This is a genomic window from Acaryochloris sp. 'Moss Beach', assembly GCF_021497025.1.
Taxonomy (GTDB): Bacteria; Cyanobacteriota; Cyanobacteriia; order Thermosynechococcales; family Thermosynechococcaceae; genus Acaryochloris; species Acaryochloris marina_A.
This window is the reverse complement of record NZ_CP071717.1, coordinates 1,444,131-1,459,471: the sequence shown is the minus strand read 5'-3', so window position 1 is coordinate 1,459,471 and position 15,341 is coordinate 1,444,131. Positions and strand designations below refer to the sequence as shown.

11 protein-coding genes, 1 other RNA gene and 1 pseudogene are annotated in these 15,341 nt (G+C 49.0%); 7 read left to right on the top strand and 6 right to left on the bottom strand.

What is annotated here, in order from left to right; translation table 11 throughout:
* The first annotated feature begins 22 nt into the window (after window positions 1–22).
* The 3 genes from HRE53_RS06695 to HRE53_RS06685 are packed head-to-tail and all read left to right on the top strand — an operon-like array spanning window position 23 to window position 4,087.
* Window positions 23–1,510: an ATP-binding protein gene (locus HRE53_RS06695; protein ID WP_235109624.1), complete on the top strand. Its 1,488-nt coding sequence runs from the start codon at window positions 23–25 to the stop codon at window positions 1,508–1,510.
* Window positions 1,507–1,977, top strand: a complete 471-nt coding sequence (locus HRE53_RS06690; protein WP_212662741.1) for a response regulator — start codon at window positions 1,507–1,509, stop codon at window positions 1,975–1,977. The genes HRE53_RS06695 and HRE53_RS06690 overlap by 4 nt, the downstream gene beginning before the upstream one ends.
* Window positions 1,964–4,087 carry a bifunctional diguanylate cyclase/phosphodiesterase gene (locus HRE53_RS06685; protein ID WP_212662740.1) on the top strand — a complete coding sequence of 708 codons (2,124 nt, stop codon included), beginning with the start codon at window positions 1,964–1,966 and terminating at the stop codon, window positions 4,085–4,087. Before HRE53_RS06690 ends, HRE53_RS06685 begins: the two co-directional genes overlap by 14 nt.
* 82 nt (window positions 4,088–4,169) lie before the next feature.
* On the opposite strand, the gene HRE53_RS06680 is transcribed toward HRE53_RS06685, so the two are convergent.
* Entirely contained in the window at window positions 4,170–5,315 is a 1,146-nt protein-coding gene (locus HRE53_RS06680) for an alpha/beta hydrolase (RefSeq protein ID WP_235109622.1), read from the bottom strand.
* 300 nt (window positions 5,316–5,615) lie between these two features.
* On the opposite strand from HRE53_RS06680, the gene HRE53_RS06675 reads away from it, so the two are divergent.
* Entirely contained in the window at window positions 5,616–6,104 is a 489-nt protein-coding gene (locus HRE53_RS06675) for an HAD-IA family hydrolase (RefSeq protein ID WP_235109620.1), read from the top strand.
* Here the strand turns inward: HRE53_RS06675 and HRE53_RS06670 are convergent.
* The gene (locus HRE53_RS06670) at window positions 6,072–6,293 is read right to left on the bottom strand and encodes a hypothetical protein (protein WP_212662737.1); all 222 of its coding nucleotides are present in this window, start codon (window positions 6,291–6,293) and stop codon (window positions 6,072–6,074) included. The genes HRE53_RS06675 and HRE53_RS06670 overlap by 33 nt on opposite strands.
* 88 nt (window positions 6,294–6,381) lie before the next feature.
* On the opposite strand from HRE53_RS06670, the pseudogene rppA reads away from it, so the two are divergent.
* Window positions 6,382–7,108: pseudogene (gene rppA / locus HRE53_RS06665) on the top strand (two-component system response regulator RppA).
* A 535-nt stretch (window positions 7,109–7,643) separates the two neighbouring features.
* Here rppA and tilS read toward each other — a convergent pair.
* Complete coding sequence (gene tilS / locus HRE53_RS06660; protein WP_212662735.1) at window positions 7,644–8,660, bottom strand: tRNA lysidine(34) synthetase TilS; 1,017 nt, start codon at window positions 8,658–8,660, stop codon at window positions 7,644–7,646.
* A 269-nt stretch (window positions 8,661–8,929) separates the two neighbouring features.
* Here tilS and HRE53_RS06655 point away from each other — a divergent pair, with 269 nt between their 5' ends.
* A complete protein-coding gene (locus HRE53_RS06655) occupies window positions 8,930–10,249 on the top strand; it encodes a DnaJ domain-containing protein (protein ID WP_212662734.1) in 1,320 nt (439 codons plus the stop codon).
* Between the two features lie 22 nt (window positions 10,250–10,271).
* Here HRE53_RS06655 and ccsB read toward each other — a convergent pair whose 3' ends face one another.
* The 3 genes from ccsB to rnpB all read right to left on the bottom strand — a co-directional run bounded on the left by ccsB (window position 10,272) and on the right by rnpB (window position 12,583).
* Complete coding sequence (ccsB, locus tag HRE53_RS06650) at window positions 10,272–11,285, bottom strand: c-type cytochrome biogenesis protein CcsB (RefSeq protein WP_235109619.1); 1,014 nt, start codon at window positions 11,283–11,285, stop codon at window positions 10,272–10,274.
* 90 nt (window positions 11,286–11,375) lie between these two features.
* Window positions 11,376–12,113: a ribonuclease III gene (rnc, locus tag HRE53_RS06645; protein ID WP_212662732.1), complete on the bottom strand. Its 738-nt coding sequence runs from the start codon at window positions 12,111–12,113 to the stop codon at window positions 11,376–11,378.
* A gap of 56 nt (window positions 12,114–12,169) precedes the next feature.
* Window positions 12,170–12,583, bottom strand: an RNA gene (gene rnpB / locus HRE53_RS06640) — RNase P RNA component class A.
* A gap of 445 nt (window positions 12,584–13,028) precedes the next feature.
* Between rnpB and HRE53_RS06635 the strand changes: the two genes are divergently transcribed.
* Window positions 13,029–15,185, top strand: a complete 2,157-nt coding sequence (locus HRE53_RS06635) for a substrate-binding domain-containing protein (RefSeq protein WP_235109618.1) — start codon at window positions 13,029–13,031, stop codon at window positions 15,183–15,185.
* Window positions 15,186–15,341 lie beyond the last annotated feature (156 nt).

Here is a 15,341-nt window from a genome sequence, read left to right as displayed (position 1 = left end):
ACCTGCCTTTGGAATCAAACATTTGTTTAAGTTACTACGATACTTTTCGATTGCGAGTTTAGTTGCCTGTAGCGGTGCCACTCTCTTCTTGTGGCATCAGGATCAACAAACAACAACGGCTCAACTCATCAGCGCAAGTGAGCAAAAGAATGTTGAAGTCACCCAAATCGTTGCCAATGTGGTGTGGCCCCAGCATCAGTCTTTTCTAAGTTCCACAGAGGCATTATCTCAAGAGGAACTACAAGACCATCCTCAGACGGCTGAGATTAATCAGACGGTCCGTCGGTTGATTAAAGGTACCTCCATTGCCAAACTTAAAATCTTTGATCTGAAGGGTCGAGTGGTTTTCTCGACGGATACGAAACAAATTGGTCAGGATAAATCTAAATATGGTGGTTTTCTGACCGCTCGTTCTGGTGAAACCATCACGAAACTGTCCCATAAAAGTAAATTTCGGGGAGTCCAGGGGCTCCTGACAGAAAAGAAGTTTATTTCCAGCTATTTACCGCTACAGCCTCAAGCCTCTACTTCAGATATTGAAGGCGTCATCGAAGTCTATAGCAATGTCACACCCCTGGTAAATCAAATTGAAGAAGCTCAGCAAGAAGGGCTTATCGCCGTCGTGGTTACCTTTTTGGGCCTGTATGGCGTGTTGGTGATCATCGTGGGCTATGCCCAAGCCATTCTGATTCGCCAAGAGAAGGCGAAACAAGCCGCTGAAGCTAAGCTGGCTGAAGAATCTGAAGCCCTGGCCCGTTCCAATGAAGCCCTGATCCGTTCCAATAAAGAATTAGAGCAGTTTGCCTATGTGGCATCCCATGACTTGCAGGAGCCTTTACGGAAAATTGAGGCCTTTGGCGATCGACTTAAAAGCAAGTGCAGTGATGATCTGAGTGAAAGAGGACAAGATTATGTAGACCGGATGCAAAAAGCAGCCGGGCGGATGCGGCAGCTCGTCCAAAATCTCTTAGCCTTTTCGCGAGTGACGAGCAAGTCGAAACCTTTTACCTCGGTCAATTTGAATGAGGTGGTCGATAGCGTGTTAGATGATCTTGAAATTCGGATTCGAGAAACAGAAGCCCAAGTCAATGTCGCTTCACTGTCTGTCATTGATGCCGAGCCCATGCAAATTCGGCAGCTGTTTCAAAACCTGATTAGCAATGCCCTTAAATTCCGACAGCCCGATCAGCCTTTATGCATCACCGTGGGTGGGCAGCCTATGGCCGATGGCGGGGATGACTCCTTGCAGCAGTCTGGAAACATGTATCAGATCCGTGTAGCTGATAACGGTATTGGCTTTGAGCAAAAATATACAGACCGTATCTTTAGAGTGTTTCAGCGTTTGCATAGTCGCAATGAATATGACGGCACGGGCATTGGTTTAGCGGTCTGCGCCAAAATTGCCGAGCATCATGGTGGCACGATTACCGCAGATAGTACCCCTGGCCAGGGCGCAACTTTTATCATTACCCTACCGTTTACCCAAATCCCCATGGAGAGTGCATCATGACCACCGTCAAAACTGCCCCAATCACCATTTTGATGGCTGATGATGATGAAGATGATCGGATGCTAACGGCTGAAGCTCTAGAAGAAAGCCGTCTGAGTAATGAAATTCGCTTTGTTGAAAATGGCGAAGAGTTGATGAACTATTTGTTTCGTCGTGGGCAATATACTGATCCCAAAACATCCCCCCGGCCTGGCTTGATCTTGCTCGACCTCAATATGCCGAAAAAGGATGGTCGCGAAGCCTTACAAGAAATTAAAGCAAATCCTGAACTGCGCCGAATTCCGATTGTTGTCTTAACAACCTCTAATACTGATATCGATATTTACCGCAGTTATGACCTAGGAGCGAATACATACATTACCAAGCCAGTCACCTTTGATGCATTGGTAGAGGTGATGCAGACCCTAGGTCAGTACTGGTTTACCGTTGTGGCATTACCCCCGGAGCAATGTTGTGAGGCATCTTGATCAATTGCAGATCAAAATATTGCTGGTTGAAGATGATGAAGATGATTTTTTCTTGTTTGAAGATCTGCTAGATGATTTTCAAAGCATCCAATTTGGCCTGGACTGGGTGGATACCTACGACAAAGGGTTAGATGCGGTTCAAAAGCGGCAACATGATGTCTATGTATTTGATTTTCGCTTAGGCAGTCGGACGGGCTTGGACCTACTAGAAGAAGTGGTGTCCCTCGGCTATCGAATTCCGATTATTTTGTTGACGGGCCAGGAAGATCGCGAAACTGACTTGGCCGCTATGGATGCAGGAGCGACGGACTATTTGGTCAAAGGCATGATCACGTCTGCCTTGCTGGAACGCTCCATTCGGTATGCGATCAACCATACCCGGGCATTGGTCGCTTTACAGGAGCGGGAATCACAGTATGATTTGGTCGCCCAGGCGTCTAATGATGGTCTCTGGGATTGGAACTTACAAACCCACCAAGTCTATTATTCACCTCGTTGGGCGGCGATTATTGGCCAGGGTGGACAAGCATTACAGCCAGAAATTCAAGAATGGTTTGAGCGCATTCATCCCGAAGATAAGGACCGGTTTAAAACCGACTTGCGACGTCACTTACGACGTGAAACATCGGCCTTTGAATGCCAATATCGAATTTTGCACCAAGATCAGACCTATCGTTGGGTCAGTAGTCGAGGCATGGCTGTTTTTGGACCTGATCAACGTTCTGTTTTACGCATGGCAGGGTCCCAGACCGATCTCACCCACCATATTGCCCTCTATGACCATCTAACGGGCTTGCCGAGTCGGGCTTTATTTTTGGATCAACTCCGTCGTACCCTGACTCGGGTCAATCGCCAAACTAATTATCTGTTTGCCGTCCTGTTTTTAGATTGCGATCGCTTTAAGGTGATCAACGATAGTTTGGGCCATGGGATTGGCGATCAGCTTTTGATTGGCGTGGCCCAGCGGCTGACGGCTGCGTTGCGACCCGGTGATGTGATTGCTCGCTTGGGAGGAGATGAATTTGCCATTCTCCTTGAGAATATTGCCGGGCCCGATCAGGCTGAGCATGTTGCTAGTCGTCTGAACCGAGAACTAGAAAAAGCCTTTGAACTCCAGGGACATACGGTCTACATCTCCGCCAGTATTGGCATTGCCCTCAATTCAGAACATTCGCTCCAGGCTGAAAATTTATTGCGAGATGCAGATAATGCTATGTATCGAGCGAAGGCGCTAGGCAAGTCCAGATATGTTGTGTTTGAATCCTCAATGCACGATCGTGTCCAGGCATTGCTGAGAGTAGAAACGGATCTAAGAGCAGCGATTGCCAACCAGGAGTTTCAGCTGTACTATCAACCGATTGTTTCCTTAGCCACCCATGAGATTGTCAGCTTAGAAGCGCTGATCCGTTGGCAGCATCCTGAGCGAGGTCTAGTCTCGCCCCTGGAATTTATTCCTGTGGCGGAGGAAACGGGATTGATCTTAGCCATTGGTCAGTGGGTGCTGGAAGAAGCCTGTCAACAGTTATGGCAATGGCATCAGACCCTGACCGAGATTCCGCCCTTGAGTATTAGTGTTAATCTTTCCCGTAAGCAGTTTTCTCAGGCGAGTTTAGGCCAACAAATCCAATCGATTCTATCGGAGACGGGAGTAAGTGCCCGCCACCTCAAACTTGAAATTACCGAAACCATGATCATGGAAAATGAGGTGATGGTTGCTGAACTGATCAGTCAACTGCGTGCTTTAGGTCTTCAACTCCAGATCGACGACTTTGGCACGGGGTATTCCTCCCTTAGTTTTTTACATAATTTTCCCTTAGACACCCTGAAAATCGATCGTTCCTTTATCGAAGGCTTGGTGACGGATACAGAAAAGTCAGAAATTGTGCGAACTATGATTACCTTGGCCCATAACTTAGGCATGACTGCCATTGCCGAGGGGGTTGAAACCCAGTCACAGCTTCAATGGCTCCAGCAGCATCATTGTGATTGTGTGCAAGGCTACTTACTGTCTAAGCCCCTATCAGCGGATCAAATGCAAAGGGCGTTGACGCAGTCTGGCAAGGTGTTTGTGCAATCGCTGGAGACGAGTGCTGTGGTGGTATCTGCCTAATCACTAGCACCTGACAGCAGTGACAGAGATATTCCCCTGCCATGGGTATCACTTTGCCTGGGAGGCTTGATGGTGAATTTCATCACTCCCTATCAGCATCTACAAACTGTAAGAAGTTACTCAGGCTGGTTTCCCATAACGATCGATCAATCCCAATCAGTTGGTGATGTCCTCCATCGGGTGCAATCACCAATTGTTTGGGGGCGGTTATTTGCTGAAAGAGAGCTTTGACCTCCTGCACCGATGTCCACGGATCTTGCTGGCCCTGCATGACTAAGGTGGGGCATTGCACTGCTTGGGCAAATTCAATAGGATTGTGGCTAAATCCATTGACACCATGCTGTATGCCTCCCCAAAAGATGAGTAATTCTGCTAGGGGGAATGGGGGGATTTGGTGATGCCGCAGGCGGCTGCGGACGGCATCCATAAACCGGGCAAAGGGGAGTTCAATAATGATGGCATCGGGCTGGAGGTTTTGGGTTGCGATCGCATTCAGTATCGCCGCACTCCCCATAGACACGCCATAGGCAATAACCGGTGGCTGTAGATTTAGTGAGGGCAATGCTTCGAACGCAACGACAACATCCTCCGCTTCCCGCATCCCCACGGTAGTGCTATACCCACTCGATCCTCCTACCCCTTGATAATCGACCAAGAGCGAGTCATAGCCCAATTTAGAAAAAGATTGAGCGGGACCGATGAGCTGCTTGTCCTTCGTACTGCGATTGCCTGGGAACAGTACCACCGTCCCTTGAGAGGTCCCTGTTGCTGGAATGAGCCAGGCTTCTAACCAGTTGGATGCATTGACGGGCAATCGATGGGTGGAGTAAGTTAACCCCCTTTCCTGGGGAGTACGAGTATTGACGGGTTTAGGAAAACCAAGCCCCCCTTGTCCTGGGGCTCGAACATGGGTGAGGGCATAGGCTGCCAGGTAAGTGCTGACATTGATGCTCATCACTAGAAAAAGACTGACCCAAAGCAATCGCTGACGCCAAGGGTATTTTCGAGATTCTGAAGATGGGCGCCTCAGCTGCTGCTTCATGACCCCTGCTGCTAAGAAGCAGGCCATACTCCCACCGCCTAGAAAGGCCAGGACAGGTTTTAGGGGCAGCTGCCAAGCATTAATGATCTGTAATCCATGTAAGACTATAACCAGCAGTCCAAGGCTGATCAGTAGTCCCACCATGACCTGCCCAGCTTTGATCAGAGCGTGATACGGATTAGTCATGGGAGTTGTGCATTGGTACCATGATCGATGGCCTATCCCTTGCCTGCGGCCCATATTGTCACCCCCAAGCTAACCTATGAAGCCCTCTGTTATTTTTCTCGATGCTGTTGGCACCTTGTTTGGGGTGCGAGGGACGGTTGGGGAAATTTATAGCCACTTTGCGGTCCAATCAGGGGTCCAAGTGGATCCTAAATTGTTAAATCAAGCCTTTGTGGAGAGCTTTTTTGCCGCCCCTAAATTCGCCTTTCCGGGCGTTGCGCCCCCGACTTACCTGCACAGGAATTACTTTGGTGGAAGGCGGTGGCTGCCCGTGCCTTTCAACAAGTGGGTGCCTTCTCAGACTTTACGGATTTTGATGCTTTCTTTCAGGTTTTGTTTGATCACTTCGCGACCCCAGAGCCTTGGTTTGTCTATCCTGAAGTGCCGCAGGTCCTCCAAAAATGGCAACTGCAGGGTATTCAATTAGGGGTGATTTCTAACTTTGACAGCCGCTTACATCCTGTTTTAACCGCTCTAGAGTTGAGTGACTATTTTGAAACCGTTACTAGTTCTACCGCAGTTGGCTCAGCAAAGCCAGACGCTCAGGTATTCGCAGCCGCATTAGCTAAACATCCAGTGACTGCTAACGGCGTTTGGCATATTGGCGATAGCTGGCAGGATGATTATCAGGGCGCTGAACAGGCAGGACTCCGAGGGGTATGGTTGAATCGAGCAGGAAAATCCCCCCCCGGACCGACCCACACAGAAATTGCAGATCTATCCCGATTGGCGTTGACCTCGGAGCAGTAACAGCACCCCAAGTACAAGGGAAGGCGTCAGAACTACCCCTAAGGCCAACGGATTTGAGCTGGAAATGGGTAGGAGAGGACCTAGATCTTTGATAGCGACCGATAGGATAGTGGAAAGGCCCAATACCTTCAGTACAAAGCCGAGACTGCTTTTACCACTTTGAGGAGGGGCGTTTTCGGGTTGTGGCATAATCCTGTGTAATCCTGCCTGGTGCAATGCTGGGAATATCCCCTTAACAGTACCGTAAGCCCTGTCTAGATATCTGCTTTGGTGACCGATGAGTCAAATCTTGCTAGTTGATGATGAGGTTGAACTAACTGATGCCCTGAGCCGTTTGCTCAAGCGGGAGGGGTATAGCGTAGATGTCGCCAATGATGGTGAAGCCGCCTTACTCGCCGTGCAGCATCAGATCGGACAAGGGCAGCTGTATGATTTACTGATCCTCGATTGGATGCTACCCAAATTGTCGGGGATTGAAGTGTGTCAGGAGTTGCGATCGCAATCCCAACTCACCCCCGTTTTATTCCTGACGGCCAAGGATACCCTAGATGATCGGGTCCAAGGGTTGGATGCTGGCGCGGATGACTACTTAGTCAAGCCCTTTGAATTGAGAGAACTACTAGCGCGCGTGCGGGCCCTCCTGCGTCGAAGTGAGCAGTTCCCTCAAACGTCATCTGAATCTCTATCCCAGCGCCTCCAAATGGAAGGACTAGAGCTGGATTTGGAAAGCCAAATTGCCTATTGTCAGGGGCAGGCCATTACCCTGTCCGAAAAAGAAAGCCAGCTGCTCACCTATCTAATGCAGCACCCCCCACCAATTGCTTACCCATGACCAGATTTACCAGCACCTATGGCCCAGTGGAGATCAACCCAGTAGCAACGTCTTAGCAGCCCAAATTCGGCTTCTGCGCCGAAAAATTGCCGCCAAGAACTCTCCACCGCTTATTCATACGATATATGGCAAAGGATATTGGTTTGGGTCCAAGGTAGAGGCTGAACCGTAATATTTGTGGTGATGGAATAACAGATATTTAAAAATAAAAAAGCTCTTGAGAGTCTTGCCGTGTTTCGACCTCAAGAGCTTTTCATCTGAATCACTCCTCACTGGCTTAAGAATATCTTGAAGAACGTCTCTTAATGACATAAAAGTGACACTTTTTGGAGTGTCACCTCACTTTTCTAACCTATAGCAGATCGCGCTAATCTGGTCCGATTTACTCATAGAAAAGGATAGAGATTCAGCTTAGTTGTATGCCTGGGTTATTAAGGCTTTGACTATTGCCATCGATTTAAATTGAGATGCCCTAAATCATGAATTATAAGGGTTAGATTCTCGCAGTAGACGGAAGTCATGGGATGTTAACAGCTGCCATTCTCTTGCTATTTTTCTGCTGGGGTTCCCTGACGATTTCTAGTTGAATTAGCCCCAGTTTGATTCCCTCGTATTTTAGGCAGTAAGCAGTCTAGCCCATTACATAGTCTTGCCATCTGAACTGTTTGTAAGAGCAGCTTTGACACAATTTCTTGAGGAAACTGACTTTATGAAAGAGACCGAATCACTATCCAGGGTTTGATGACTTCTGCCACCCATTGTTTCTTCAAAGGATCGGTTTGGGAATGATTAGGCGCTTTCACTAAAGCCATCACTTTTTCGATTTGTTGAAAATTGGCAGATATATTGATAGCCTGCCGTAAAAAATGGCGCAGTGCTCGACGCTGTAATGCGACGGGAGCAGATTGGAGTAAGTCCCGATTAATATATCCCCAATATTGTTCTGTTTCAGATAAGACTGGGGGAGGACTGGGCAGGGCAATCGTCAATAGTTTCTGGGTTTCTGCTTCCAGAAAATCAACATCAGCTTGCAAGATCTCTGCAGTATGAGCAAGGGTTGTTTCAACTTGTGGATTGAAATGGGTCTTGAGATGAGGCAGGACTTCTAACCGAATGCGATTTCGGCGATAGGCCAGTTCCTGATTCATGGCATCCTGCCAGATAGGCAAGTTTCTCTGTTGGCAAAATTCTCCGGTCTGGCCTCGGGTTACGTCTAGCAAAGGCCGCACGAGCTGCACCCGATCCGAGAGGGGACGCTGCCAACTTAAGGCTTGTAATCCATCCGTGCCGCTGCCTCGCATTAAGTTATACAGCAAGGTCTCGGCGCGATCGCTGGCGGTATGGGCAGTCACTACAAGGGGATGCCCTTCCTGCTGGGCAATCTCTGTCAGCATCTGATAACGCCATTGGCGTCCGGCAGCTTCGCTTTTGAGTTCCGTGGTGGCTCGGTGTAAAAAGTAGGGTAACTGATATTGGTGGGCAATTTGGGTGACATGGCGGGCATTGGCATCAGAATCTAGAGGCCAGCAATGGTCGCCATGGGCAATCGCTAGTTCCCAACCCCATTTGGGCTGTAGATCGACTAAGAGTTGTAAGAGGCAAAATGAGTCTTGTCCACCCGAAAGTGCGATTAAGATCCGCTGTTGCACCGGTAAGAGTTGTCGCTCTTTCAGGATGTGGTGTAGGTGTGCATGTAGTGGAGTCCAAGGGGCAGATTTAATCACGGCAGGTCTCTGGGGACAGCTTATATTTTGGGGAAGACCTATATTTATTGCAGATTAACTTAAGGGTTGAAAGCATTTTTCTAAAATGAGAGTAAAGTCTGTTTACAACCATTTTTGGTGATGGAAACAAATACTAAGAAAAATAAGAATTTTGGGTGGATAGATACATCTTTTAGCCGAAATGCCATACTTGGGAATAAGAGAGTGTAAGCAAGATCACATCTTAAACCCTCAATCAATTGTCGAACGGTTTAGCTTCCAAAACTTTCATGGTGGACTCACAAGATCATTACAGTGTGCTGCAGGTGTCTCCACAGGCGACTCCAGCGGAGATCAAAACGGCTTTTCGTCGACTGGTTCGCCAGTATCATCCTGACTTAAACCCTAATAATCCCAGAGCTGCAGAGGTTTTTCAAAGAGTATGTACGGCCTATGAAGTACTGAGCAATCGCGAGCAGCAGGTTATTTATGACCCGAATGATCGTTCTCGATCTCCGTTTGTAGAAGAACCCGGTTCTGTTGTTCTCCAAGATGCTCAACAGTATTTTATGCAAGGGGTGCAAAAGGCAAATAGACGAAATTATGCCACTGCGATTGCTGATTTCACCCAGGCGATTCACCTAGATAAGAGTTATTTAGAAGCTTATATGGGGCGATGCCAAGCTCGGTTTGCCCTCGGTCATAATCGGGAAGTGTTGCAAGATTGTGATCATATTTTGAGCATTCAGCCCCAATCTGCTCAAGCCTTCTTTTTTCGGGGACGATCTTGCTATCGCTTAGGCCATTTAGATCTATCTATTGAATCCTATTCCCAAGCTATTGCCTTAGAAAAAGACTATGCTCAAGCGTTTTATCATCGAGGCATTGCTCACATCAAGGTGAAGGAGCGCTTGGCGATTCGTGATTTGCAAGCGGCTGCTAGTTTGTTTCGACAGCAGGGACATATTGGCCATTACCAACGGGCCATCGCAACTCTAAAAGATCTCAATCGCAAGCCCGCCAATATCGTATTCAACCTGCCTCGGAATGGGGCAACCGTGGCAACCGCTGCTGTGACGGCCTTACCTCGCCTGCTGGTTAATCCTAGTGGTGCTGCTCTAGAGGTTTGGAAAAGCCAGCTGCCCTATCAATCGATTGGGATTAGCCTAATTGGTGCTGGACTGGCCATGGGCGGTGTGGTGGGGGGAGCCCATTTCTTTGCCCCTGAGACTTGGACCGTGTCTGATGCCCAACTGATGCTGCTCAGTGTGGTGGCTTTCTCTAGCCTAGTGTTGGCGGGCAGCCTTATCCGTCGGATGGTGGGGAAAGGTGGAAGCTGGTCTGGGGATTTGCTAGTTGCTGGGGCAGCAATGCTGCCAGTGGGAGTATGGGCGATTCTCAGTGGTCTAGCGATGCAGTTAGGTCAAATTGAGCTGATTGCCTTGAGTCTTTTTGCCTCTAGTTTTACCATTCTGGGCTTATACAGTGGCTATACCAAGATTGGTCAGATTGCTGAACCAATTGCAGCTCTGGCAGTGCCCACGATTGTGATGATTAGTTATGGGGTGACTGCCCTGCTTTATCGAGCGTTGATGCTGCAATTGGTCTAAATTTGAGAGTATCTGGAACTATCTAGAAGAACCAGCCATAGGAATGTAACCCTTTGCCTAACAGGTTGACCCCTAAGTAGCACACCCACACGACAAAAAAGCCGCCAGTAGCTAGATAAGCTGGGCGTCGTCCTTGCCAACCTCGGGTAATCCGGGCATGAAGATAGGCTGCAAACACGAGCCATGTGATTAAGGCCCAAGTTTCTTTGGGGTCCCAACTCCAAGGAGCGCCCCAGGCTTCGTTGGCCCATACTGCCCCGGCAATAATCCCCACCGTTAACAGGGGGAATCCTAAGCCAATCATGCGATAGCTCATGTTGTCTAAAGACTCCGCTAGGTTCATGCGGGTCAAAGAAAGAGAGGGCGCTGGTGGCGCGGAGACGGGGGTGAGTACAGCCGTTGCTGCCGAACTCATGGATAATCCTTCATCTAAGGTATTGGCTGCTGGTGAGGAATCTGCCGAGGTCTGGAGGTCTCGAGTGTCCCGTTTGCGGAAGCTGCCTGTGCCAATGGAACTACCTTTAAGTTCTACTGTTTGACCGAAGGTCACGATTAAAAAGGCAATGGCTAATAATGACCCCACTAATAAGGCCGAATAGCTGAGCATCATGACGCTGACATGCATCATCAGCCAATTCGATTTGAGGGCCGGCACCAATGGGGCTGACGATTGCATCTCATCCGGTAATGTCAGGGTGGCAAAGGCGGCTATCCCCATGGCTACGGGAGCGGTTGCTGCCCCGACCAACCGGCTACGGCTGAGCCATTCTGCCAGGAGATGAATGGTGGTGACCCCCCAGGCTAGGAAGAATAAGGATTCATAGAGATTGCTAATGGGGAAATAGCCCCCTTCCATCCAACGAGCGCCTAGCAAGCAAGCCATACATAGATTCGCGATGGCCATTCCGGCTGTTCCTAAGGTGGGAAAGAACGGAATGTTGGGAAAGGCCAGTCCTCCCCAGTACACCAACATGGTTACAAATAAGACTGCGAAGGAAAGATTATCAAGCTTATTCTGGAGCAGGACCAGATCCATTATTTTTATCCTTTTCTATGAATCTTTGAGCCGTAGATATATACCCATTATCCTATCGAATGATGGAAAAGGGATTGTGGAAACCTAAAACTAAGTCTCAGGCACAGGAGACTGGAGTTTTAAAAAGGCCATTTGGGCCGCTGCTTTCTCGGCTGCTTTTATAGAGTGCCCTTTACCCACCCCCAATAATTGCTCTTGGAGCCAGACTTCGGCGGTAAAGCGCTCATCCATCACTTTGTTAGGGTGCTGGGATGAGGGAGGATGCTCTTGGACTCGATATTCAGGCAATTGTTGATAGACGGCCTGAGTCCATTGCTGGAGGGCAGCTTTATAGTTTTGATAAGCGGGGTCGGTTCTGACCTGTTCTGCCTTTTGCTCCAGAGGAGTCTGGAGCCAGGGCTGAATCAGCGAGAGGTCGCCGGTGCTCAGATAAAGGGCCCCCAATACCGCTTCAAAGGCATCCGCTAACCGGGAGTCTTCGCCCCGGCGATCGTTCATGGTACTGGGACCTAGCAGCAGAAATCGATCCAGACCATAGTTAGCGGCTAGAGTCGCTAGGTGGCGATCGCTCACCAATACGGAGCGAATTGCAGACCATTCTCCTACGGCCCCCTGAGCATTTTCTGTTTGTAGGAGAAGGGCTGCTATCAGACGGACGACGGAGTCCCCCACGAACTCTAATTGTTCATAATTGGCCTGACCAGAGGCAGAAGGGTGCGTCAGAGCTAGGTCTAGTAGCTCCCAACGAATGGGAGCATTCCCCGGTAGCCCCAGGCGCAGGATCAATTTTTCTAGCTGTCGTTGTCGTTGAGGGGGGCAACTTGCCATTGATTGGGGAAGAAAGATGACGTTTAAAACCTAGGGGTATACACCCTGAAAAATAGAGGGAAGAGCAGGCGGTAAGCCGGGTTCTGTTCTCTTTCTCCACCAGGGCATTTGCCCATGATGGGTAGAAAGAGGGTAGTTATCTATCTGGGACGCCTGTTGCCAGACGCCTCTAGCGGCGCTACAAACGAGAACGGGGAAAAGACCAACCGTTGCTCTCTGCCTTGCTCTCCACCGGGGTTTACCGAGCCAACGCCTCTCGACGTTGCTGGTGCGCTCTTACCGCACCCTTGCACCCTTACCTGTGAATGTTTTGCTACAAAATAGCGAAACAAGCCATCGGCGGTATGTTTCTGTGGCACTCTCCTCACGGTCACCCGCACTGGGCATTACCCAGCAAGTCTGGCCTTTCGAGAGCCCGGACTTTCCTCAGACTTGCGATCGCAAGTCCGCAACCACCTACTCCTACTCTTCCCATCTTTTACATAGTCTACATAGATATATGCCCATCCATCAGGAAGGTGTCTGACCAGTAAGGTTCCACCAGGCGACTGAGGGGTCAATAACCTGTACTATTTTGAATATTTATTGGAGAGAATCTTAAAAATAACAGTGATATTACAAGAATGTTCATAGAATTGTGATAATTGGTCTGTGCAGACACTGGTTAACAGCTAGGTATTCTCCTCCCCATGGGAATTTTCTTTTGTGGCTGTGAATACCGAACCACTTTGTAATGGCAATATTCTTTCCTTGCGCACAAGCCAAGGCTTCTCTTAAACGACAGTCTCATTCTTGCTGGTGTTCAAAGAGATGATACTCAGGACATGCTGTTGTCAAAAGCATTGATTGCTTTTGAACATCGATTTAAAAGCGACTGGTTATTAACGCCTATATATTTTGTTGGAGGCTGAGTACATGAGACCCAAACGATCTACTTCTATTTCCAAGTTAGCGATGGTGGTCACTTTGGGTGTCTCCTCGGCCATACTATTGTCTGAATCGGATTGGCAAAGGGTTCAAGCCCAGGAAGCGGCAACAACCATTCGCATCAATAATTTGACCCGCATGGCTCCGATTAATCAGACCCTTAAGCAAGGATATGAAACTCAAACCCCAGGTGCGACGGTCGAGATTAAGCGTCAGCAGGCTGATGCTCCCCTCCAGGTAGAGGGCCAACAGGCTGATTTAGCGGCTATTAGTCGCCTCCTCACGGAGGAAGAGAAAGGGCAAGGCTTAGTCCAAGTCCCTGTCACCCGGGAAAAAATTGCAATTGTTGTGGGTAAAGATAATCCCTTTGCCAAGGGGTTAACTATTGACCAAGTGGTTAAAATTTTTCGGGGAGAAATCACGAATTGGTCCCAACTGGGAGGCCCCTCCGCCCCTATTCGTGTGATTCATCGCCCGATTGCCAGCAATCTTCAAAGTACGCTGCAAACCTATGAATTGTTTCGAGCCGCTAACTTTGAGGCAGGTGGCCAGATTGTTCAGCTCGATCAAGATAACGTTGCGGCCCTGATGGATGAATTGGGTAAGGATGGCATTAGCTATGCCCTTGCCAGTCAGATTGGCGAAGCTGAAGCGATTCGCCCCATCTCCATGTACGACACTTTGCCCGATGATCCGCGGTATCCCTTTTCTCAGCCCTTTACCTATGTCTATGAAGGTACGCCCACTACCTCGACTAAAACGTTTTTAGACTTTGTGGCCTCTGCTCCGGGACAGGCAGCGATTGCGGAAGCAAAGACCCAATCTGCTATCGACGACACCAGTGCTAATGGTTCATCAACCAATGATTCTGCGCAAGATGGAAAAACAGATACCAATGCTGGATCTGCGGATAATGCTCAGTCAGATAATACTCAGTCAGCCAATACATCTTCGTCATCATCGGATGGTTCTTCTACCTCTAACCCGGATGGAACGGGGGCATCAACTGTTGCGAGCACGGATACGGCAGGAGAAGCCCAAGACACGTCTGGAGGGTTAGGGTGGCTACCCATTGCTCTAGTCACGTTGGTGTTGGGAGGGCTAGTGGGGGGTGTCTTAAAAACATTGCTGGCAAAATCTAAGCCGAAACCAGCCCCGAGACCAGCCCCCAATTATGCTGAAAAAATAAGACCCACCCGTATTCAAGCGCCTGAAACAGAGTTACAAGAAATGCCAAACTCCTCCCCTTCAGTGCCGGTGGGTGAGGCAGGAAGTAGCCCCCTTTCCCCTGAAAATGTGGTTTTGGGAGCAGCGGCAGCGAGCGCAGTTAATGAGATGGCTACGCCCTCTGAAACGAAACTTCAAGGATCAGAAACTGAGCTGCAGGTCTCAGAAATGGAACCGCAGGTCCCGGATGAGCGGGTAGATATTACGTCTAGGGAGCTACAGGCAAAAACGCGTATTCAAACTCCTAAAACTGAACTGCAGGATACGCCGCCATCCCAAAGAGGTCCAAAGACCCAGATCCAAGATCCGACGGCCACTCAACTGCAAGTCCCTGACAGTGAAGATCTGGCAGCCAGTGCAGCACTAAACCTCGACTCTAGTCCCACTCAGCTTTACGATCCAACGGCTACCCAGCTACAAGATCCGAGTAATACCCAACTTCAGGAGCCTCATCCGACTCAGTTACAAGACTCAAGTCCGACCCAGCTGCAAGATCTTAGTGCTACTCAGCTTCAGGAGCCTAATCCCACTCAGCTGCAAGACCCCAGTTCGACTCAGTTACAAGACTCTAGCCCTACCCAGTTGCAAGATCCTAGCGCTACACAATTACAAGACCCTAATCCCACTCAGCTCCAAGACTCGAGTCCGACCCAGCTGCAAGAGCCTCAACAGGCTTGGATGGAAGATGTCGATAATCCTTTTGGCATCGATTCACCGCCCACTCAACTTCAAGATCCAAGGCAAACTTGGATTCAAGATGAAGAGCTGTCCCCCACCATGGAGGCGGATACTCCTCAGACTCCAGATCCGAGGCAAACTTGGATTCAAGATGAGGATTTCCCTGAAGGAATGGAACCGCAAATTTTCCAAACACTAGATCCCAAGCAGACGTGGATTCAAGACGAAGATGAAGGCTGATCAGAGTCTTTTTTGTACAAAAAAAATTTAATTAAGCGGCTCTAAGTTGCTTGACCACGCTATTGACCCAATTGCATACCTTTGGGAACTTCGGTTGCTACTGCTTCGACAGGTAGGTGATAAAGCCTTTTTGGGTACTATCCTTCTGGAGCGGGT